Source organism: Collinsella aerofaciens (assembly GCF_015558785.1).
Lineage (GTDB): Bacteria > Actinomycetota > Coriobacteriia > Coriobacteriales > Coriobacteriaceae > Collinsella > Collinsella aerofaciens_P.
Map to the genome: position 1 here is coordinate 60,208 of NZ_JADMOP010000007.1, position 22,597 is coordinate 82,804.

The 22,597-nt window shown below is 61.9% G+C and carries 16 protein-coding genes and 1 tRNA gene; 1 reads left to right on the plus strand and 16 read right to left on the minus strand.

What is annotated here, in order from left to right:
• Positions 1-158: 158 nt before the first annotated feature.
• The 12 genes from I2G40_RS04905 to I2G40_RS04960 form a co-directional block, all read right to left on the minus strand.
• Positions 159-233, minus strand: a tRNA-Asn gene (locus tag I2G40_RS04905).
• A 188-nt stretch (positions 234-421) separates the two neighbouring features.
• Complete coding sequence (gene rpoD / locus I2G40_RS04910) at positions 422-1,771, minus strand: RNA polymerase sigma factor RpoD (RefSeq protein ID WP_195234535.1); 1,350 nt, start codon at positions 1,769-1,771, stop codon at positions 422-424.
• Positions 1,772-1,881: 110 nt separating this feature from the next.
• Positions 1,882-3,990 (minus strand): DNA primase, encoded by a 2,109-nt coding sequence (gene dnaG / locus I2G40_RS04915; protein ID WP_195544377.1) that lies wholly within the window; start codon positions 3,988-3,990, stop codon positions 1,882-1,884.
• The gene (ribF, locus tag I2G40_RS04920; RefSeq protein WP_229090661.1) at positions 3,983-4,990 is read right to left on the minus strand and encodes a riboflavin biosynthesis protein RibF; all 1,008 of its coding nucleotides are present in this window, start codon (positions 4,988-4,990) and stop codon (positions 3,983-3,985) included. The genes dnaG and ribF overlap by 8 nt, the downstream gene beginning before the upstream one ends.
• Positions 4,987-5,919 (minus strand): tRNA pseudouridine(55) synthase TruB, encoded by a 933-nt coding sequence (gene truB, locus I2G40_RS04925; RefSeq protein WP_195544378.1) that lies wholly within the window; start codon positions 5,917-5,919, stop codon positions 4,987-4,989. Before truB ends, ribF begins: the two co-directional genes overlap by 4 nt.
• 15 nt (positions 5,920-5,934) lie before the next feature.
• Positions 5,935-6,978, minus strand: coding sequence for a DHH family phosphoesterase (locus I2G40_RS04930; RefSeq protein WP_195544379.1), 1,044 nt, complete (start codon positions 6,976-6,978; stop codon positions 5,935-5,937).
• Positions 6,971-7,381: a 30S ribosome-binding factor RbfA gene (gene rbfA, locus I2G40_RS04935; protein WP_006234038.1), complete on the minus strand. Its 411-nt coding sequence runs from the start codon at positions 7,379-7,381 to the stop codon at positions 6,971-6,973. The genes I2G40_RS04930 and rbfA overlap by 8 nt, the downstream gene beginning before the upstream one ends.
• An 11-nt stretch (positions 7,382-7,392) precedes the next feature.
• On the minus strand, positions 7,393-10,107 hold the full coding sequence (gene infB, locus I2G40_RS04940; protein ID WP_195544380.1) for a translation initiation factor IF-2: 2,715 nt from the start codon (positions 10,105-10,107) through the stop codon (positions 7,393-7,395).
• A gap of 91 nt (positions 10,108-10,198) precedes the next feature.
• The gene (gene nusA, locus I2G40_RS04945; RefSeq protein ID WP_006234042.1) at positions 10,199-11,446 is read right to left on the minus strand and encodes a transcription termination factor NusA; all 1,248 of its coding nucleotides are present in this window, start codon (positions 11,444-11,446) and stop codon (positions 10,199-10,201) included.
• Position 11,447: 1 nt separating this feature from the next.
• Positions 11,448-11,942, minus strand: a complete 495-nt coding sequence (locus I2G40_RS04950) for a ribosome maturation factor RimP (protein WP_195544381.1) — start codon at positions 11,940-11,942, stop codon at positions 11,448-11,450.
• Positions 11,943-12,200: 258 nt separating this feature from the next.
• Complete coding sequence (gene leuS / locus I2G40_RS04955; RefSeq protein ID WP_195544382.1) at positions 12,201-14,777, minus strand: leucine--tRNA ligase; 2,577 nt, start codon at positions 14,775-14,777, stop codon at positions 12,201-12,203.
• Positions 14,778-15,037: 260 nt separating this feature from the next.
• Positions 15,038-16,549 (minus strand): IMP dehydrogenase, encoded by a 1,512-nt coding sequence (locus tag I2G40_RS04960; protein WP_006234046.1) that lies wholly within the window; start codon positions 16,547-16,549, stop codon positions 15,038-15,040.
• Between the two features lie 193 nt (positions 16,550-16,742).
• Here I2G40_RS04960 and I2G40_RS04965 point away from each other — a divergent pair, with 193 nt between their 5' ends.
• Positions 16,743-17,090 carry a winged helix-turn-helix domain-containing protein gene (locus I2G40_RS04965; protein WP_148332840.1) on the plus strand — a complete coding sequence of 116 codons (348 nt, stop codon included), beginning with the start codon at positions 16,743-16,745 and terminating at the stop codon, positions 17,088-17,090.
• Here the strand turns inward: I2G40_RS04965 and I2G40_RS04970 are convergent, their stop codons facing one another.
• From I2G40_RS04970 to I2G40_RS04985, 4 genes are all read right to left on the minus strand, one after another.
• The gene (locus tag I2G40_RS04970) at positions 17,091-18,083 is read right to left on the minus strand and encodes a PLP-dependent transferase (protein WP_195544383.1); all 993 of its coding nucleotides are present in this window, start codon (positions 18,081-18,083) and stop codon (positions 17,091-17,093) included. It lies immediately after the preceding gene.
• A 96-nt stretch (positions 18,084-18,179) separates the two neighbouring features.
• Positions 18,180-19,721 (minus strand): glycoside hydrolase family 32 protein, encoded by a 1,542-nt coding sequence (locus I2G40_RS04975; RefSeq protein WP_195544384.1) that lies wholly within the window; start codon positions 19,719-19,721, stop codon positions 18,180-18,182.
• 107 nt (positions 19,722-19,828) lie between these two features.
• Positions 19,829-21,229: a PTS transporter subunit EIIC gene (locus I2G40_RS04980; protein WP_118080507.1), complete on the minus strand. Its 1,401-nt coding sequence runs from the start codon at positions 21,227-21,229 to the stop codon at positions 19,829-19,831.
• Positions 21,230-21,413: 184 nt separating this feature from the next.
• Positions 21,414-22,385, minus strand: a complete 972-nt coding sequence (locus I2G40_RS04985; protein WP_229066751.1) for a LacI family DNA-binding transcriptional regulator — start codon at positions 22,383-22,385, stop codon at positions 21,414-21,416.
• Positions 22,386-22,597 lie beyond the last annotated feature (212 nt).

The window sequence follows — 22,597 nt, forward strand, 5'->3', positions numbered from 1 at the left end:
CGTGGGAGCAATCATTGGATATTCTACAACGACCGCGCCATGTTGAGGTGGCGGGCCTCGGGATTACATCCTCGACACGAAATGTTGATACGGTAACGTTCGAGCCAGGCGATCGCGGCAAGAAAAAACCCGCCGCATAAGCGACGGGTTTTACAACCTGGCTCCCCGGGTAGGACTCGAACCTACAACAGCGCGGTTAACAGCCGCGTGCTCTACCATTGAGCTACCGAGGAATAGGTGCGTGCTCTCAAGCAACGAAGTTTATTATACGGACGAATCAGCTCAGGGCAAGAACTTTTTTAAGAAATTTTCCGATCCAGTCATTGGGGACGTTCTTAAACGACTAGTCATTCAAGAACGTCCCCAACGACTACATGAAAGCGCCCCCAAGCGAATGTGCTTGAGGGCGCCTCTTGCTTGACTAGCTTTCGATATAGTCCTTGAGCTTGCTGCTGCGGCTCGGGTGGCGGAGCTTGGCCAGGGTCTTGGACTCGATCTGGCGGATGCGCTCGCGCGTGACGCCAAACTCGCGGCCGACTTCCTCGAGCGTACGGGGATGTCCGTCGACAAGGCCAAAGCGCAGCTCGATAACCTTGCGCTCACGATCGGCAAGCGAATCGAGCACCTGGGTGAGCTGCTCCTGCAGCATGGAGAAGCTGGCCGCATCGGGCGGAACGATGGCCTGGGAGTCCTCGATGAAGTCGCCCAGCTGGGAATCCTCTTCCTCGCCGATGGGGGTCTCGAGCGACACAGGCTCCTGCGAGATCTTCTGGATCTCGCGGACGCGGTCGGCGCTCATGTCCATCTCGGCACCGATCTCCTCGGGGGTCGGGTCGCGACCAAGGTCCTGAAGAAGCTGGCGCTGCACGCGGACGAGTTTGTTGATGGTCTCGACCATATGCACGGGAATACGGATGGTACGGGCCTGGTCGGCGATAGCGCGCGTAATAGCCTGACGGATCCACCACGTGGCGTACGTGGAGAACTTAAAGCCCTTCTGGTAGTCGAACTTCTCGACGGCGCGGATCAGACCGAGGTTGCCCTCCTGAATAAGGTCCAGGAACAGCATGCCGCGACCGACATAGCGCTTGGCGATGGAGACGACCAGACGCAGGTTTGCGCTGATGAGTGCCTGCTTGGCTTCGAGACCCACGTTCTCAATGCGCGTAAGACGACGCATTTCGGTACGCGTGAGCTCGAGCTCGCCTGCCTCGGCAGCCTCGAGCTTCTCGGTGGCCTCAAGACCGGCCTCAATCTTCATGGCCAGATCGACCTCTTCGGAGGCGGTCAGCAGGTCGACCTTGCCGATCTCCTTGAGGTACATACGGACCGGGTCGCCGGTCAGCATCACCGTGGAGGCATCGATGCCGCGCACGCGGGAGCGTGAACGGGACGTGCGCACGGTGCGCTTCTTCTTGCTCTTGGAAGAACCCATCTCGGCGTCGGCCTGACGGGCCATCTTGAGCTCGTGATCGTCGAGCGAGCCGGAATCGTGCTCGTCGTCGTCATCGAAATCGTCGGTATCGGTATCGTTATCGTCATCGTCGACGTCCATGGGGGCGTCGTCGTTACCGCTCGCGGAGATAATCTGGATGCCGCTGTTGCGCAGCGCGGAATACACCGCGGTGAGCTGCTCGTCAGAAACATCGATATCCTTCAGGGCGACCTGAATCTCGTCCTCGGTTACCGAAGTCCTGTTTGAGCCGTTGCCCATAAGCTTTGCAACGTAGGATTCCAGCCCAGTACCCGTGCTCTCAGTCTTTTTTGGCACAGATTCTCCCTTCATAGTCCACAGGACTCAATACTTTAGCACACACATTGACGTCTATACCCAAAAAGAGGGCTGGATATAGGCGAGAATACGCTGGTTGACCACAACATCTAGGCTTGTTCGGTGCCTGCGGCCTCCAGGCCAATCAAACGGAACGGATCCGCCACGCCGCCGATTGACTTTTGCAGTTCGCGCTGACGCTGCGAATCCTGCGCGGCCTGCATGGTTAGCGCGCGACGGGCCTCATCATCGAGCGAACGGTCCTGGCGCAGCTTGGCCTGTGCGGCACGCATGCGGCGTTTGATGGTGTAGAGCTCAAGCGTATCGAGCATAAACACGATGTTCGTCTCGGTGGGGTGCTTGCTCGTCGCCGAGATGCGCCCGGCACTCACAAGCGTTGCCGCCTCGGGACACACCGAGCGCGCCGCATCCATGCAGGCTGCAGGATCGGTTCCCGGTGGCGTTGCCAGAACGGCCCATGCGATGGACTCGTGACGTGGGTCAACCCACTCGATGGAGCAGATGCGATCGGCATACGTGCGGAACAGGTCGGGGTAGCTCGTGAGCATGGTCAGCAGTTCACGCTCCCCCGCCAAGGACTTGCGTTCAAGATCGGTAAGAACCATCGGCGCCGCCGTAGCCGGTGCGTCCGAACCATCAGGCACAGGAACAGAGCCCATACCATCAGGCACATCGATCGGCGGCAGGTCGTCGACAACCTCCACGGGCGCGGCATCGTAGGCATCGAGCGGGACGTAGTCGTACGGCTCTTCTTCGACCGGCGCGGACACCGGCGGCGTCGCGCCCGATGCCCAAGCACCGCGACCGGCATCGCGAGAACCCGACGCCCGACCGCCCGCGCTACCGGACCGCTCAGCCTGTGCCCGCTGGCGCTCATAGTTCTGCTCACGACGTCGTTCCGCATCCTCGCGCTTGGCGACATCGCGAAACACACGGCCCGAGCTCGCGCGCACGGTCTCCAGATCCAAACCCAGCAGGTCGGCAATCTGGATAAAGTACGTGTCGATCATATAGCTATCGCGCAGCGGATAGATGAGCGTCAGCGCATCCTCGAGCGCCTTGGCGCGACCGCCCGGCGTGGTGATGTCGCTCGACTCCTGCAGCGAACGGTAGACAAAGTCCATGAGCGGCTCGGCCGCGTCGATGCGCGCCTGCAGCTCCTGGCCGCCGTGCGCCGTAATAAACTCCATAGGGTCGTTGCCGTCGGGCAGTACCACGCAGCGCAGGTCCATCGAATCCTGCTCGATAAACTGAATCGCGCGGCGGGCGGCCTTCTGGCCCGCGGCATCGCCATCGAACATATACACGATGCGCTTGGCAAAGCGGGTGAGCGTCTTTACATGATGCTCCGTGAGCGCGGTGCCCAGCGTGGCGACAACGTTTTTAATCCCCGCCTCCCAGCAGGCGATGCAATCGGTATAGCCCTCCACCACGATGGCGGTATCCTGCGCGACGATAAACTCCTTGGCCCAATTAAAACCGTAGAGGTTTCGCTTTTTATGAAACACGCTCGTCTCGGCGGTGTTGAGGTACTTAGGCTGGCCGTCGCCCATAATGCGACCGCCAAAGGCAATGTTGTGACCCTGCTCGTCAAAGATGGGGAACATCACACGGTCGTAGAAGCGGTCGGCAAGCTGCCCGCGCCCGCGGCTCACGGCAACATTGGCGTCGATCATCTCCTGCGGGGTAAAACCCGCCTGGGACAGGTGCGACACCAGCGCGTTACGGCCTGGTGCAAAGCCCAGGTAGTAGCGGCGGCAGACGTCGCCACCCATGCCGCGGCTGGCAAAGTACTCGCGCGGACGACCGTCCTTACCGCGCATAAGCATGGTGTGGTAGAACTGGGCGGTCTCGGCGCACAGATCGTAGATGCGGGCACGCTTAGTACCGCGCTCGCGGCGATCTCCGGTGTCGTGCAGCTCAATACCTGCGCGATCGGCCAAATAACGGATTGACTCGGGAAAGCTCAGGTTCTCGCGCTTCATGATATAGGTGAAGACGTCGCCACCCTCGCCGCAGCCAAAGCAATGCCACACCTGCGTGGCGGGAATAATGTGGAAGGACGGCGTCTTTTCGCCATGGAAGGGGCAGCAGCCCCAAAACTCATGGCCGCGGGGCTTGAGCTCAACCGTTTCCTGCACGATGGCAACGAGGTCGGACGCAGCGCGTACCTGGTCTTTTTCCTCATCACTAATCACGGATGCTCACCCCCTGCTCACCCAAGTTATGACGAATGTCCTCGATATTACCCTCGACGGTCGCGATCAACTCATCCAGCGAATCGAACACACGCGAGGGACGCAGCCAGCGCGTAAACGCAAGCGAAACGGAAGCGCCGTACAGGTCGCCCGTATAACCAATTAAGTTAGCCTCAAGATGTGCAGATGCCGCATCGTCGGCATACGTCGGCGGCAGTCCGACGTTAACGGCAGCGGGCCACACGGTGTCATCGACCAGCACCAGACCCTCATACACGCCATCGGCAGGCACCTGAATGCCGTCGGGAACCTGCAGGTTTGCCGTGGGAAAGCCCATGCCAGAACCCTCGTGACGGCCGCGAATAACACCGCCACGCACCATATACGGGCGGCCGAGTAACTCAGCAGCAAGCTCCACATGGCCCTGTCCGAGCTCATGACGGATACGGGTGGCGCAAATGGCCTCACCGCCCTCGCAAAGCAGGTCGTGACCGTACACGTCAACGCCGTGCTCGGCACCCCAGGCGCGCATCTCGGCAACACCAGAAGCACCGCCACGACCCAGCCTAAAGTCACTGCCAACGCGAATCGATCGAATGTCGACCAGACGCGACACCAGCGAGAGAAAATCAACATGGTCAAGCGCCGCAACCTCAGGCGTAAAGGGAACGGCCACCACCGCATCGACCCCAGTTTGAGCCAGGGCATGCAGACGGTCGGCCGTCGTCATCAATTTTTGAGCGGGCGAAGAGCTCACCACAACGTCCGGGTCGGGATCGAAGGTAACCACGACCGCCTTACAGCCATGGGCACGGGCATCACGGACAAGCGCCGTAATGAGCTCCTGGTGTCCACGGTGCACGCCGTCGAACACACCGATGGCAATCGATGCGGCACCCAGGTGCTCGAACTCATCAAACGCATCGGCAGCAACGATGCGAGCCTCGTCCGACCCGCCCACGAAAAAAATACGCGCGAGCTCGCGAGCGGACAACATCATCGAACACCGCCGATTGCCTGAGGAAATACGTGCTCCATGACAAAGCGGCCACCCTCAATACGGGCGAGCGCCTTGAGTCCCCCATCGAGCACCAACGCAAACGGCGCCTTCGAGGCATAGAAATCGGCAAGCGCATGCTCAACGGGAATGCGACGGCCGCAGAGCAGGTCGTCGGCAAGATTGCCCGGCAAGTCAACACGCGTAGCGCCCAGGGCCGCAATGGGATCCAGTGCAAACCCCGCCGCGGACTCGGGAGAAAGCTCCTCAACCGCATGACAGGCGCCAACGGAAACAATACCGGAGGCCGTGCGGCGCAGCGCGGAAATGTGCGCGGCGCTCTCGCAGGCGCGGCCCAGGTCGCGAGCGAGCGCTCGGATATAGGTTCCCTTGCTCACCGAGAACGCCACGGTCCACACGCACGTATCACCTTCGCCGCCCACGGCGATCAGGTCGGCGGCATAGACCTCGACGGGACGCGGAGGTAGGTCCACCGCATTGCCCTCGCGAGCAGACTTGTAGGCACGAACGCCATTGACCGAGATAGCCGAAAACGCCGGCGGCACCTGCATCTGCGGACCCAGCATGGAGGCCAATTGCTCACGCGCATAGGCAGGATCGCGGAGCTCGTTGGCAACAGCCACCGTGCGGACCGCCTCGCCCTCCGCATCATCGGTATTCGTCTCGGCGCCAAACGAAATATCGGCGACGTAGCTTTTGGTATCGAGCGTGAGCATGCCCAGCAGACGGGTGGCCTGACCCACGCCCACAACCATGACACCCGATGCCATGGGATCGAGCGTACCGGCATGGCCGACGCGCCGCTCATGGAGGGCGCGTCGGCATTGCGAGACCACGTCATGGGACGTGCAGCCCACCGGCTTATCGACGGCGAGCAGCATATTCAATTGAGAAGGCGTTCGACGAGCCATGTACCATCCAATAAGTTAGAGCTCGACGGTCACCGAAGCGGGATCCTCCCCCACCAGCTCGGCCAGCATGGGAAGTGCCACGGCGAGCGTCTCGCGAATTGTTCCGTTGTTGGAAAAGCCGGCGGCGGCATGATGCCCGCCACCGCCAAAGTTGGCAGCAATCTCGGACACATCGAGGTCGCCCTTGGAGCGCAGGTTGCCACGCACCTTGGTATCGCCCTCAATGCCCTTTAAGAACATGCAGACCTCGACGCCCTTCACCGAACGCACCACATCGACCAGGCCGTCGCACTCGTCCGAGGTGACACCGCAGGCCTCAAGGTCGCTCTGGTAGGCATAGCTATACGCCACGCGCCCATGCGCGACCGTCTTAATGCGACCCATGACAATGGACTTGAGGTGCAAAAACTCAACGCGCATGCTCTGGTAGACCTCGAGCGCAACGCGCGCCGGATCGGCACCGTGCGCCACCAGGCGCGAGGCCGCATGGAACGCGGCGGCATCGGCGTTTTGGTACTGAAAACGGCCGGTATCGGTAACCAAGCCACACAGCAGGCAGGTCGCAACGCCATCACGTGCGACAATGCCGCAATTGTCCAAAAAGCGGTCGATGATCATGGCGCAGGCCGCGGCATCGACGCGCCTCAGGCTCAGCTCGGCAAACTCCTCGCGCGCCGGATGATGATCGAAGCACACCACATGCTTGGAGCGACGAAGCACCTCGGCGGAATTATTGAGGCGCTCGACGACCGGTACGTCCACCGAGATGAACAGGTCAGGATTGCCGGCGTACGCAGATGCCGGCACCAGGCGATCGGAGCCTTCCATAAAGCGGTAAATGCGAGGAACCGGGTCATCGTCTGCCAGCAGCAGCGCAATGTCCTTGTTGGGGAAAAACTTCATGAGCGAAAGGCCCAGACCCAATACGGAGCCCAAGGCATCGCCATCGGGAGAAGTATGTCCCGAAATCGCAATGGAGGACGCACCCTCGATGAGCTCGAGGATGCGTCGCTGAATATCTGCAGACTCGCACGAGGCGAGGTCGGCGGAATTAGTCATCTAAAGCTGCCTCCTGGGCGGCATCCGCTATCGGATAGCCGTCCTCGTCCTTTTCGATCGCAAGCGTGGCGGGAACGTTTTCCAGCGCACGCGTGATGCGCTCGGCCTCATCGGTCGAGCGATCGATGCGAAAATCGAGCTCGGGCGTGACACGCCAATCGAGCGAGCGAGCCAACAGGCTGCGAATACGGCCCTTGGCGCTAGCGAGCGCCTCCATGACCTCGTCGTAGCGGCTCGCATCGCACGACACGTACACACGCGCGAACGAACGGTCCACCGCGACCTCGACCGCAGTCAAAGTAACCAGGTCGAGACGCGGATCGGAAACCTCAAAGAGCAGGATATAACCGAGCTTCTCGCGAAGCTGCTCGCCCAGACGGCGGGTTGCCTGCGTTTGCTTCATAGCGCTACCCCCTACTCGGTACGGGCAACCTGGTCGATGCGGTAACCCTCGATCTGGTCGCCGGGCTTGATGTCCTGGAAGTTCTCCAGACCAATGCCGCCTTCGGAACCGCTCTTGAGGCTCTTGGCCTCGTCCTTGTAGTGGCGCATCGAGGCGATCTTGCCGTTGAAGACCACGATGCCGTCGCGCACCAGACGCACGGAATCGGTCGCGGCGATCTCGCCCTCTTCGACGCGGACACCGGCGGCGATACCGACTTTGGGCACCTTGAAGGTGTCCAGGACAGTCGCGGTACCCGTGGCGACCTCGACCTCGGTGGGCTTGAGCATGCCGATACGGGCGGCGTCGAGCTCCTCGAGGCACTTGTAGATGACGTCGTAGCAACGGATCTCGACGCCCTCGCGCTCGGCGGCGGAGCGGGCCTTACCGTCGGGACGGACGCCAAAGCCGATGATGATGGCGTTGGAGGCGTCGGCCAGGACGACGTCGGTCTCGTTGATGGCACCGACAGCGGAGTGGATCGTGTTGATGCGGACCTCGGACTGATCCATCTTGTCGAGCGAGTCCTGAAGAGCCTCGATGGAACCCTGGACGTCGGCCTTGATGATCAGGTTGAGCTCCTTGACCTCGGCGTCGGCGATGGTCTCGAAGAGGTTCTCGAGCGTGACGTGCTTGACGCGGCTCTGCTCCTCGATACGGGCCTTGAGCGAACGTTCATCGGCCAGGGCGCGTGCCTCGCGCTCGTCCTCGAACACGCGGAACTCGTCACCGGCGTTGGGCACGGACTGCAGGCCCAAAATCTCGACAGCGTCGGAGGGACCGGCCTCGGTGACGGCGCGGCCCTTGGGGTCGAGCATGGCGCGGACGCGGCCGTAGGTAAGGCCGGCGACCAGCGTATCGCCCACGTGCAGGGTACCGCGGGTCACGAGCACGGTAGCGACCGATCCGCGGCCCTTGTCGAGCTTGGCCTCGAGGACGTTGCCCGAGGCAAAGGTGTCCGGGTTGGCCTTGAGCTCGAGTACGTCGGCCTGGAGCAGCACGGTCTCCAGAAGTTCGTCGATACCGATCTTCTGCTTGGCCGAGATGTTGACGAACATGTTCTGTCCGCCCCACTCCTCGGGGATGACTCCGTACTCGGTGAGCTCCTGACGCACACGGTCGGGGTTGGCGCCCGGCTTATCGATCTTGTTGACGGCGACGACGATGGGTACGCCGGCGGCCTTGGCGTGGTTGATCGACTCGACCGTCTGGGGCATGACGCCGTCGTCAGCGGCGACGATCAGGATGACGATGTCGGTCACCTTGGCGCCACGGGCACGCATAGCCGTAAAGGTGGCGTGACCCGGGGTATCGATAAAGGTGATCTTGCGGTCGTTGATCATGACCTGCGAAGCGCCGATGGCCTGCGTAATGCCGCCCGCCTCGCCGGCAGCAACGCCGGTGTGACGGATGGCGTCGAGCAGCGACGTCTTGCCGTGGTCGACGTGGCCCATGACGGTGACGACCGGGGCGCGCGGCTTAAGGTCGGCGGGATCGTCATAGAACGAGAAGGTGTTCTCCTCCTCGGGGGTGATGATCTTGATCTGACGGCCCAGGTCGTCGGCAACGAGCTCAACGAGGTCGTCGGACATGGACTGCGTCATGGTGAGCGGCGTACCCAGCAGGAACAGGCGCTTGATGATGTCGTTGGCCGGAACGTCGAGCGCCTCGGCAAGCTCCTGGACGGTAACGCCCTGGGAGACCTTGATGGCGTCGAGGTCCTCGGGGTTCACGCCCTGGGCCAGCGCCTCCTCTATCTTGCGCTCCTCCTGAGCCTTGGCAGCCTCGCGCTCGCGCTTCTCCTTGCGCTTCTTGCGGCGACCGGTGGACTCGCGAGAGGCCTCCTCGACGGCAGCACGAGCCTCCTCGAGCACCTTCTCGCGGCTGTACTCCTCGGCCTCGCGAGCCATGCGGCTGTAGTGGTCCTCTTCGTTGTTGTGACCGCCCTTGCGCTTCTTGCCCTTGCCCTGCTTATCGGGGTTGGGGAAGTCCATGCCGGCAGCGACGTTGTTGCTGGCGTTGGTGCGATGGCTGTGCGGACGGCTCTCGGAGGCGTTGCGATCGGAATTGTTGTCGGAGGCGTTGCGATCGTTACGACGGCCACCGCGGCGGTCGTTGTTGCCGCCACGACGGTTACCGCGCTCGGCGGCGCGCTCGGCCTTGGCCTTGTCCTCGGCGTCCTTCTTCTCCTTGAGCACGGTCTCCTGTGCGGCGATCTGGTCGAGCAGCGAACGGAAGCGGGAACCGGAGTCGGAAGCGGGAACGGCGCGGCGCTGGGCCTCGCGGGCAGCCTCCTCCTTCTCGCGGGCAAGGCGCTCCTGCTCGGCTTTCTTCTTGGCCTCGGCCTCGGCGCGGGCAGCCTCCTCGGCAGCCTGGGCTGCGGCAAACTGGCGGCGCTCCTCCTCGCGGGCCTTCTCGGCGGCGATGCGCTCGCGCTCGGCCTCGGCAGCGCGTGCGGCCTCCTCGGCGGCAGCTGCCTGCTCCTCGGCCTGCTTGGCGGCCTCGACTTCCTGGGCGCGGGCCTCGATCACCGAGGCGAGCTGCTTGCGGACCATGGCGACATAGGCGTCCTCCAAGGTGGAGGAAGCGGACTTAGCGGGAATCTTCATATCGGCGAGATGACCCATCAGTTCCTTGGAGGTCATGCCGAACTCTTTGGCCAGGGTGGACACACGGACTTTTGCCATATGACTTCACCTACCCTTTCTGGCACCTTGGGTGCCTAGAGACTGAACGAGCGTGGGAGACGCGCCGGGACCCGCCCGGCGCGACCGCGCGCTAGATCAGGTCCTCCGCATCATCGAAGGCGTCGGTGTCATGGACACCGCAGAAACGGGAGCCGGGACGAGCCTGGTTGCGGCACTGGATGCCGTCCTCGGACACGTACTCGCAGCGGCGGACGTCCTCGTCCTCCTCGTCACCGATCAGGTCGGCGGCGGGCTCCTCGTGAACGGGAACGTTCTTGAGGATGTCGGCGGCAAGGGTCTCGGACTTGATGTCGATGTGCCAGCCGGTCAGGCGCGCGGCGAGGCGGGCGTTCTGGCCCTCCTTGCCGATGGCGAGGGACAACTGGTCGTCGGGCACGATGACGCCGGCGTAGGCCTTCTCCTCGTCGATGAGGACGCGGGTGACCTTAGCGGGCGACAGGGCGTTGGCGACGTAGACGGCAGGATCGGCATCCCACAGGATGACGTCGACGCGCTCGCCACGGAGCTCGCCCACGACAGCGCGAACACGGCTGCCCTTGGGGCCGACGCAGGCGCCCACGGGATCCAGACGGTCGTCGAGCGAGTGGACGGCGACCTTGGAGCGCTGGCCGGGCTCGCGGGCGATCGACTTGATCTGGACGGTGCCCTCATAGATCTCGGGCACCTCCTGCTCAAACAGACGACGCATGAGCTCGGGGTGGGTACGGGAGATGACAATCGGCGGACGGCTGTGCTCGCCGCGAACCGGCTGCAGGTTGGAGTTAGGGTCGCGAACGTCGATGATCACGGCCTTGATGTGCTGGTTATGCAGGTAGCGCTCGCCCATCGGACGCTCGTTGCGCTCGTTCTCGTAACGACGCTGATCGAAGTGTGGCAGCTCGGCCTCGACGCCCTCGCGGATCTTGACGATCGTAAAGTCGGGCGTGGACTGCAGCACGGTACCGCTGATGAGGTCACCGATGCGGCCGGAGAACTCCTCGTAGATCTGCTCGCGGGCGGAGTTGCGCACGATGGCGTTGATCTCGGCCTTGGCGTGCTGGGCGGCGATGCGGCTCGTGTTCTTGGGGGTGACGTCAATCTCCTCGAACTCGGTGAAGTTGCCCTCCTCGTCCATGGAATCGTCAATCGGCTCCAGACGGTAGACGTAGATCTTGCCGGTGGTGCGGTCGATGGTCACCTTGGCGCCCCACTCAAGATGCAGGATCTCGGCATAGCTCTTGGCAAGCGACTGCTCCAGGCGGTCAATCAGGTAGAGCTGGTCGATGTGCTTCTCCTGGCAAAGCTCCATCAGGGCGGACATCATGTCGGAAGCTGCCATCTTACTTTCCTTCCTTCACGGGCTTGAAGTCGTAGGTGGGCTTCAACTTGCACTTTTTAACATCAGAGAAATCGAGGGTGACGGACTCGCCGCCCTCGAGCTCGAGGGTCACGTTCGTCTCGGTGGCGGCGGCAATCTTGCCGGCGTACTTGCGACGGCCCTCGGTGGCGGTGGAGGTGAGCTCACAGTTCTCGCCCACAAAGCGGGCAAAGTCGCACGGGCGGCGCAGCGGGCGCGCCATACCCGGGCTCGACACCTCGAGCGTATAGCTCGAAGAGATGGGGTCGAGCTCCTCAATCACATCGCCGACCCACTTGGTGTTGGCCGTGACGTCGTTGAGCGAAAGACTCTGACCCTCGGCACCCTCGATACGCACGCGCACGCAGGGGGCCTTGGTGGCACCCACGAGCTCGACGTCGACGATGTCGATATCGTGCTGGGGAGCGACAGCCTCGAGCGCGTCGATGATCGCCTGCTCGGTCTTGGTCTTGACCATTGCGGCACCTCCATCCATACAAAAAAGAAGCGGGGCCGAAACCCCACTTCTTTCAATTACAACTTCATTTGCAAGCAAACTATACCAATAGCTGCGGAAACGTGCAAGCACAGTACGAACCTGCAGGTCAGCGTGCGCACAGCTTCTCCATAAGAATAGGACAATTGGCCGAAGGCAACTAGGCAGATACATGCAAAACGAGGGACGACCCAACCGGATCGCCCCTCGTCTTTTATGCGTCAGTTAAGCGCGCAGTGCTTACTTGACCACCAGGTTGACCAGCTTGCCGGGCACGCAGATGGCCTTGACGACTGTCTTGCCCTCGAGCCACTTGGCGACGGCGGCCTCGGCGGCAGCCTGCATATCCTCATTGGAGGCATCGCGGGCAACGTCGACGCGGCCGCGGACCTTGCCGAGCACCTGGACCACGATCTGCACCGTGTCCTCGATGGACTCGGCCAGGTCGAACTCGGGCCAGGCAGCGGTATAGGCGTTGCCCTCGCAGCCGAGCGCCTCGTGCCACAGCTCGTCGGCCCAGAACGGGCAGATGGGGGCAAGGACGCTCACGATGTCCTTGGCCACGCCGTAGCACAGCGCCTTGTCGCGGGCGGTACCCTCGGTGGCGTTGAGGTAGGCGCTCGCCGCGTTGACGAGCTCCATGACGGCCGAGATGGCGGTGTTGAACTGGCCGCGATCGAAGTCCTCGGTGCACTTGGCGATGGTGCGGTGACGCTCGCGATAGAGCTTCATCGCAACCTCATCGAGCGCGGACTTGTCGAAGGCCACGTTGGCATCGCCGGACTGGACGAGCTGCCAAACGATACGCCAGGCGCGCTTGATGAAGCGGTTGGCGCCCTCGACGGCCTTGGGATCCCAGTCGAAGTCCTTCTCGGGCGGGGCGATAAACAGGATCGCCAGACGCATGGTGTCGGCACCGTAAGGCTCGATGACCGAGCTCGGGGGCACGACGTTGCCCTTGGACTTGGACATGGTGTCGCCGTTCTCGTCCTTGACCATGCCCTGGCACAGCAGGTTGGTGAAGGGCTCGTCCACGCTCAGCAGGCCCAGGTCGCGCAGTGCCTTGGTAAAGAAGCGGCTGTAGAGCAGGTGCAAAATAGCGTGCTCGATGCCGCCGATGTAGTTATCGACGGGCATCCAACGGTCGGCAGCCTCACGGGAGAAGGGCAGCTCAGTGTTGTGCGGATCGGTATAGCGCAGGTAATACCAGCTGGAGCAGGTAAAGGTGTCCATGGTATCGGTCTCGCGCTTGGCCGGGCGGCCGCAGACCGGGCAGGTAGTCTCATAGAACTCTTTGCACTCGGCGAGGGTCTCACCTGCGCCCAGGTCCAGGTTCTCGGGCAGCGTCACCGGCAGCTGATCCTCGGGCACGGGCACGATGCCGCAGTGCTCGCAGTGGATAGCCGGGATGGGGTTGCCCCAATAGCGCTGACGGCTGATGAGCCAGTCGCGCAGACGGAACTCGACCTTGCGACGACCGCAGCCCATGGCCTCGAGGTCGGCCACGATCGCAGCCTCGCCCTCGGAGTGCTTGCCGCCGCGCATTCCGGTGTACTTGCCAGACTGGACGAGCGTGCCCTCGGCAGCGTGGGCGCAATCCCAGTCGACGGTCTCGGCATGGAAGGTATCGATGGTCTCGCCGCTGGCCTCGACGGCAGCGCGATCGTCATCGTCCAGGATGATCGGCACGATCGGCAGGTCGTACTTACGGGCAAACTCAAAGTCGCGCTGGTCGCCACAGGGAACGGCCATGACGGCACCGGTACCGTAGTCGGCAACGACATAATCGGCAACCCACACGGGGACCTTCTCGCCGTTGACGGGGTTTACCACATAGCGGCCCGTGAAGGCACCATGCTTCTCGAGGGTGCCCTGGGCACGCTCGACGGCAGAGATATGCTTGGAGTCCTCGACGATCTTGGTGACGGCCTCCTCGTACTCCGTGCCCTCGACGAGCTCGTGCAGGCCGGCGTACTCGGGAGCCAGGACAAAGAAGGAGACGCCAAAAAGGGTATCGGCACGCGTGGTGAAGACGGTAATCTTGCCCTCGTCGCCCTCGATGGGCTCGCCATCCTGGTCGCACAGGGTAAAGTCGACCTCGGCGCCCTCGGAGCGACCGATCCAGTTGGCCTGCATCTGCTTGACGCGCTCGGGCCAGCCGGGGAGCTTCTCCAGGTCGTCAAGCAGCTCCTGGGAGTACTCGGTGATCTTGAAGTACCACTGCTCAAGGTCGCGCTTCTCGGGCTCGGTGCCACAGCGCCAGCACTTGCCCTCGGTAACCTGCTCGTTGGCCAGAACGGTCTTGCAGGTGGGGCACCAGTTGACCGGGTTCTTCTTACGGTAGACCAGGCCCTTTTCCCACATCTTCTCAAAGATCCACTGGCCCCAGCGATAGTAGTCGGGGCTGCAGGTCTTGACCATGCGATCCAGATCGTAGGAGAAGCCCATGCGCTTCATCGTGGCGAGCGCCTGGTCCATGTTCTTATACGTCCAGGCGGCAGCCTGCGTGTTGTGCTTGATGGCGGCGTTCTCGGCGGGCAGGCCAAAGGCGTCAAAGCCGATGGGGTGCAGCACGTCGTAGCCGCGCATGCGGGCCTGACGGGCCATGGCATCGCCGATGGTATAGTTGCGCGCGTGGCCCATGTGCAGGTCGCCCGACGGATACGGGAACATCTCGAGCACGTACTTCTTGGGCTTGCTGTCGTCGGTGTCGACGGCAAAGAGGTTGGAGTCCTCCCAGGCCTTCATCCACCGGGACTCAATGGCCTGCGCGTCGTAGACAGGGATCTCGTCCTTATGATCTGTGCAATCGCACATATCAGCTCCTTTAATCTTAGCTGGGGTCGGTCGGCTTAGCTTTATTCGCTACTGCGGACAGTCCTGCGCAAGACGAAGAGCACATTAAGTGCTCTTCTTTGCGTGCGGAACTTGTAGCAAACAAAGCTAAGCCGACCGACCCTAAGGTTAACTTGACTGATGATAGCAAATACGACAAGCGAGATGCCTGCGACTTGCAGGCATCTCGCTTTATCTAAATAACGTGGTTGGGAATCAACCTTTGATATGCAGCTCTTACCTTATCGATAGGAAACGCTCTGCTGAGAATCCTTGACGACTACGTCGTGGGCGCCGCCTTCGACGATCGAGGTCGAGCTTACCAGGGTCAGGCGTGCCTTTTCCTGGAGCTCGGGGATCGAGAGGGCACCGCAGTTGCACATCGTGGACTTGACCTTGTAGAGCGTTCCGCCCACACCGTCCTTGAGGGAACCGGCGTAGGGAACGTAGGAGTCGACGCCCTCGACGAAGCTGAGCTTCGCGGCGCCGCCCAGATCGTAACGCTGCCAGTTGCGGGCACGCGCAGAACCCTCGCCCCAGTACTCCTTCATGTACTGGCCGTTGACGTTGACGCGCTCGGTCGGGCTCTCGTCAAAGCGGGCGAAATAGCGGCCCAGCATCATAAAGTCTGCACCCATGGCCAGGGCGAGCGTCATGTGGTAGTCGTAGACGATACCGCCATCGGAGCACACGGGCACGTAAACACCGGTCTCCTCGTAGTACTCGTCACGGGCGCGGCAGACGTCGATCAACGCGGTGGCCTGGCCACGACCGATACCCTTGGTCTCGCGGGTAATGCAGATGGAACCGCCGCCGATACCGACCTTGATGAAGTCGGCACCGCAGTCGGCCAGGAAGCGGAAGCCCTCGGCGTCGACGACGTTACCGGCACCGACCTTGACGTCCTCGCCGTAGTTGGCGCGAATCCACTCGATGGTGCGCTTCTGCCACTCGCTGAAGCCCTCGGAGGAGTCGATGCACAGAACGTCGGCACCGGCCTCGATGAGCAGCGGCACGCGCTCGGCATAGTCGCGGGTGTTGATACCGGCGCCGACCATGTAGCGCTTGTCGTTATCGAGCAGCTCGTTGGGGTTGGTCTTGTGACTGTCGTAGTCCTTGCGGAACACAATGCCCATGAGGTGATCGTTATCGTCGACGATGGGCAGGGCGTTGAGTTTGTTGTCCCAGATGACGTCATTGGCAACCTTAAGGCTAATGTTCTTGTCGCCCACGATGAGCTGCTCACGCGGGGTCATGAACTCGGAGACCTTCGTCTGGTGGTCATCGCGGCTGGGGCGATAGTCACGGCTGGTGACGATGCCCAGGAGCTTACCCTTGGGGGTGCCGTCGTCGGTAACCGGCATAGTAGAGTGACCGGTCTTCTCCTTGAGCTCAATGACCTGCTCCATGGTCATGTCAGGGGTCAGCGTGGAATCGGACTGAACGAAACCAGCCTTGTGATCCTTGACGGCCTTGACCATGGCGGCCTCGGACTCGGCGCTCTGGGAACCGTAAATGAAGGACAGGCCGCCCTCAGTAGCGAGCGCGACACCCATGTCGACGCCCGAGACGGACTGCATGATGGCGGAAACCATGGGGATGTTCAGGGTGATTGCCGGCTTCTCACCGCGCTTAAAGCGGGTCAGCGGCGTCTTAAGAGAGACGTTGTTGGGGATGCACTGCGAGGACGAGTAACCAGGGACCAGCAGATACTCCGAAAACGTGTGGGACTCACCGGGAAAGAACGTAGCCATGTTTCTCCTTTTTCCATGCGACCGGTCGGCTGCAGGCCTCGTAGGACCCAGCCCAACCTTGGGCGCCCAATACTGGGGAAGTATCTTAACGCACTTTGACTGCTACAATGCATGATTTAAGAAGAGTACACGAGGGTTTGACGCAGGCTTTGCGTTTGCCCAGCAAACACTTTAGCGGGGAGACGTGGAGCGTATGGAGTACAAGACGACGGCAAAGTTGGTCATTCAAGCGTGCGACAAGGATTTGCCGGGCGTGTTCGGCCACGGCTGCGTCTTGCTGCTGCAAGGTATCGCCCGCGAACACTCGCTCAACCGAGCCGCTAAAAGCATGGGCATGGCGTATTCCAAGGCCTGGCGCATTGTGAACGAGGCCGAAGGGCAGCTGGGATGCAAACTCATCGAGCGCGACGGAGCCCGCGGATCCACCCTCACCCCCGCCGGCGAGCGAGCCATAGCGGTCTACGAGGAGCTACAGGCCGACATCAACAACGTCATTGCCACCAAAGCAAACGACCTCATCGCCAGCATCACTAAAAAGTAGCTACTTGCGGAGGGCGTTATCTAGGGTGGCGGCCACGATCAAGGGGTCGTCGGCGCCGGCGAAGAGGCGGACGGTGCTCCCCTGCTTGCCGCGTGGAGCCGAAAGGCGCGTCGTTGCGCCGCCGGCGGGCGATGTGCGAAACTCCCCGGACAAAGCATCGAACAGCTCGCCCGCACTACGCTCGATAAGATCAAATTCAACTGCCGGGCCAAAGCCGTGCTCGAGGATTCCCGTTGCAACAGCATGGTCGGGATGCGAGCTCAGCCCGGGATAGCGTACGTTGCGCACCATCTCGTTGGCGGCCAGATACTCGGCCAGCGCACGGGCGCGATCGAAATGCGCCTGCATGCGGACATCGAGCGAGTCCAGCCCGCGTTCCAGCACACCGGCCTCGTCAGCAGGCATATCAAGCTTGGCCAAGCCACAGCCCTCAAGCAGGGCATGCGCGCACTCGGCAGCAGCATCCACACGATGGCGCTTGAGCTGCGAGCGCGCGACCGATACGGCAACCAACTTGCGCGGAGCCTTGCCAGCGCACACGCGGTCGAGCGCCTCGAGCGACAGCACGGCACCCAGCCGCAGCGGATCGCAGCCAAAAGCCGACGCCACGGTGTTGTCAACAACCAGCAGCGCATGGGCCTCACGCGCCGCCCGACCCAGCGCACGCAGATCGGGCACACGCAGACCAAACCCGCCGATGGAGTTGACGAACCACCACAGGTGCGGCCCCTCGGCATCAAACGAAGCATCAAAGCCCTCGGACGCAGCGGCAAACGCCTCGGCGGACGACGAGCCCACCAGCGCGACATCGCAGCAATCAAAGCCGCTCGCAAACGCATCGACAAAGTCGTCCGCAAAGGCCACCAGGCGGTCACCGGGACGCACAATCCCCAGCTGCGACAGCCATGCCGGCACATGCGGGACCGCAAGCAACTGCGCCTCACGCGCGCCGGCCCTCAAAGCCCAAGCCTCTTCTAGCTGTTGCACGTCCACGCGGCACCGTCCCTTCATAAACAAAAACCCACGATGCGGGTGTTCCCCGCATCGTGGGCAACGGCTGCAGTATAGCGCCGATATGCGACGAATCGCCTAGATGTTGAGCGAGTGATAGTTCACGCTCGCACCCGGAGCGTCAACGGTCACGCCATAGGCCTCGGGATAGATGCGCGTCGAAAACACGAGCGCGCCATCATTCACAAACACCTCGACCGACGAGACATCGCCAACAATACGCACGTTGCGCACCTCATCGACGGGCTCCCAGCGCACGGTACGACCGCAGCCGGCAGAAGCGCGGCCCTCATCGGTAAATCGCATCTCAAAGCGCGAGGGCAGCTCGCCCCCAGCGGGCACAAACGCCAGCTTCAGCTCGCCATCAACGGTTGCGGAAAACGCACCGTCGACACCGTCAACAACAACGTCAAAGCAGGTATCGCCGGCAACCTCCAACGAGCCCTCCCCCACACGCACCGAAGCATAATGGCGCACGATCTCGCGCGCCGGCTGCTGCAGTACATTGCCGTCCGGACCGGCCGTAAGCTCACGCGGCACCGTCATGCAGTGCTGCCAGCCGCACGCCACGGTAGGCGCGTTGCCATAGGTCGGCTCATCGGGCATGCCCATCCAGCCGATCAGAATGTGACGACCGTCCTCGGCCGTGAACTCCTGCGGAGCATAGAAGTCAAAACCGGCGTCCCACAGGCGAAACTCGCCCAGATCATAAGCGTCCTTGCCACCCGTAATGTCGCCCGTAACGGGCATGTAGCCCGCTGCATACACATTACCGCTGTCCCAACGACCGCCCTCGAGCCCCTGGGGAGAGAAGGACAGCCACTTCGCTGTTACACCGCCATCCGCCTCAAGTTCCAGATACCCCGGGCACTCCCACATAAAGCCAAAGCGCTCGGGGGTAGACACGCGGCTCTCGAGCTCCCAACTCAGCATATCGGCCGAGCCATACACCAGGATCTCGCCCACATCGCGCCCGGCACCCTCGCCGTGCATCGCGCAAAACCGACTATCGACATGCGGCCCATCCACGCGACGACGCGCGCCCAGCACCATGTGGTAACGCCCATTATCATCGCGCCACACCTTGGGATCGCGCACATGGCAGGTCAAATCCTCGGGATAATCCTCGGACGCCAGCACCACACGCTTTTGGCTGAACTCCCGACCGGCAAGGCCATCAACGCTCTCGACATAAACAGTATCGGCGCGGCGGCCGGTATTGACGTAGTCGTACGTGCCGTCTGCATCGGAGAGTTTAACGTTGCCTGTGTACAGTACGCGAATGCGGCCGTCCTCGGCAAGCGCGGAGCCCGAATACACGCCATGGCAATCGAACGGCTCGTCGGGCAGCAGCGGGGCGCCAACGTAGTCCCACGTCATAAGATCGCGGCTTGTGGCATGGCCCCACATCTTGACGCCACCCTCGACATCAAACGGCGCATACTGAAAATAGGCATGGAACACGCCGCCCGCTTGGCAAAGACCATTGGGGTCGTTGAGCCAGCCCGCCGGCGGCATAATATGGAAGCGCTGGCCATATGCGCCATGACCGCACTCAGAGGCGGCGGTGTCAACAGCGGCAACCAGCTTTGCAAGGTCGCGGCCAAGTGCATTAGACATATCAAAGTCCTAACGGATCGAAAGTAATAAGGCGCCAAAGATCGGCACCAGATGCGGGAAACACCCGCGAGCATACAGCCCGCGGGCATTCCCTTAATCAAAAGCTCTTAGGCCTGCTCGGAAGCCTTGGGCTCGTCCTTGTAAAGGACAAACGAGACGGCAAAGGAAACCAGCGCGGCAACCGCAAACATGATCGCGTACTGTACGGGCTGGGCCAGGCACAGCAGGATACCAAAGATACCGGTAACGCCCGTACCGGAGGCAGCCAGCGAGGTGAGCGCGCAGACCAGGGCGCCGCAGCCACCGCCGATGCAGCCGGCGATGAAGGGCTTAAAGAAGCGCAGGTTCACACCAAAGATGGCCGGCTCGGTAATGCCCATGAAGGCGGACAGAGCCGAAGGAAGCGCCAAGCCCTTAATCTTGGCATCGCGGGTCTTAAAGGCAACGGCGAGCGCGGCGCCACCCTGAGCGATGTTGGCAGCGCTGGCGATGGGCAGCCAGTAGGTCACACCGTACTGGGCGAGCTGGCCCAGGTCGATGGCGGTGTACATCTGGTGGATACCGGTAACGACCGTGGGGGCATAGAACAGGCCGACGATAAAGGAACCGATGCCGAAGGGCAGGGTCAGCAGGGCCTGGATCAGACCGAGGATGGCGTTCTCGGCCCAGACAAAGATGGGGCCGACGGCAACGAGCGTCACGAGCACGGTCACGAACACCGAGACGAGCGGGGTCACAAAGAGGTCGAACATCTCGGGAACGATCTTGTGCAGGCGCTTCTCGAGGAAGGCCAGAATGGCGCAGGCGATAACGATGGGGATAACGTGGCCCTGATAACCGACCCACTCAAAGCTGTAGACGCCGGGAATGACAGTGACCATGGTCTGCACGCCCTCGGAGGCAACCGTATAGGCGCTCTGCAGCGAGGAGTTGATAAACGCACCGCCGACGACGGCGCCCAGATACGGGTTGGCGCCAAAGGCCTTAGCGGCGGAGTAACCGATCAGGATCTGCAGAATGCCAAAGGACGTTCCCGAGACCAGGTCGGCGATCTTGTAGATAAAGTTATTGGTGTCGAGCGCGATAAAGCCGTTGGAGGCCATAAAGTTGAGGGCGCTCATAATGCCCAGCAGCAGGCCCGAAGCCACGATGGCGGGGATGATGGGGACAAAGACGTCGCCGAGCACCTTAATGGCACGCATAAAGATGTTCTGCTGCTGCGCCGCGGCCTCCTTGACCTCGGCCTTGGTAGCAGCTTCGACGCCACTGAGCGCGATGAACTCCTCGTAGACCTTGTTGACGGTGCCGGTGCCAAAAATAATCTGCAGCTGGCCCTGGGCCTCAAAGACGCCCTTGGCGCCGTCGATATTCTCAAGGGCCTCCTTGTCGACCTTGGCGTTATCGGCAATCACCAGACGCAGACGCGTGGCGCAGTGTGCGGCCGAAACAACGTTGCCGGCGCCACCGATGTTGTCGAGCACCTCTTGGGCTGATTTGCGGTAGTCCATGACTTCCCTTTCCTCCAACGGGCGCATCTGCACCCGGCCATCTTTGACACTTACACTGTAAACGTTTTCAGTTTCATATATCTGTAATCGTTTTCACACCAGGATGAACGGTAGGAATTAGCCGGCGAATGGTAGTTTTAAGGCAAAAACAGTCGGCTCAGAGGAAGGCAGGCATGCCCAAAACCTAGACATTCATAAGCTGATGGCCGAGCTTGAGCGTCTTTAGACCGCTCTCCCCCTCCACACCATCGAGCGTGTTGAGCAACATATTGGTCGCCTCGACGCCGCTGGTCAGGTAGCCGTAATGCACGGTGGGAATACCGCCCGTCAGCGCGCGCAAAAATGCGTTGTCGCCAAAACCGCTCACGCGACGCACGCCCTCGCCCATGCCGCGCACCTCGTCAAGAGCGCGCAGGGCGCCGGCCGCCATAGTGTCGGTCGCGCACGCAATAAACGAAACATCGGGGGCATCGGCAAGCAGCTCGCGCGCAGCGCGATAGCCCGAGTCAAGCGTAAAGGATCCCTGGCGAATCAGGCTCGAATCAAGCACCACGCCCGCAGCAAGAAGCCCCGCCTCAAAGCCGCGACGACGGTCGAAACCAGCCGCGCGGTCCTCTTCGGTAACTCCGATGTAGGCGATCTTGCCATCCACCCGACCCGCAAGCGCACGGCCGAGCTCAAAGGCAGCCTCGTAATCGTCGTGATAGACACATGCCGCGCCCTCGACATGTTGGCCGATCAACACAATGGGCACGCGGCACGACTCAATCGCGCGACGGTGCTCGTCGGTGATCATGGTTGCCACCAGCACAATGCCATCGACCGGGTGATTTTGGAATAAATCAAGGTATTCGAGCTCGCGATCGGCCGCGTTATCGGTATTGGCAAGCAGCATCTGGTAGCCACGACGACCGAGCACCTGGCCAATACCGGCGGTAATGCGGCTCACAGATTCCGAGTTGATCTTAGGCACGATAACGCCGATGAGCTTGGTGGAGCCGGTGCGCAGCGCGCGAGCCTGGCTGGATCGCACGTATCCGGTCAGCTCAATCGCCTGCTTAATGCGCTCGGCCTTGTCCGCCGAGATATATCCACCGTTGAGATAGCGCGAGACCGCGGCGCTCGAAACGCCGGCCAGCTCGGCCACATCTTTCATCTTTACCACGAGCACCCCTGTCATTGAAATCGCTTTCACCATGATACCCGTGAAGAAGGCATGCGAACCAAATCGGCCCACCCAGGTCGAGCATACGCCAGCGAGCGGGCAGCTGCCGAGGCGAGGTGCCGCGAAAGAGGAGCGAAGCGTACTATATGTACGCGAGCGACGGTTTGAGCGGCAGATCGACCGGCAGATGCCCGCGCAGCATC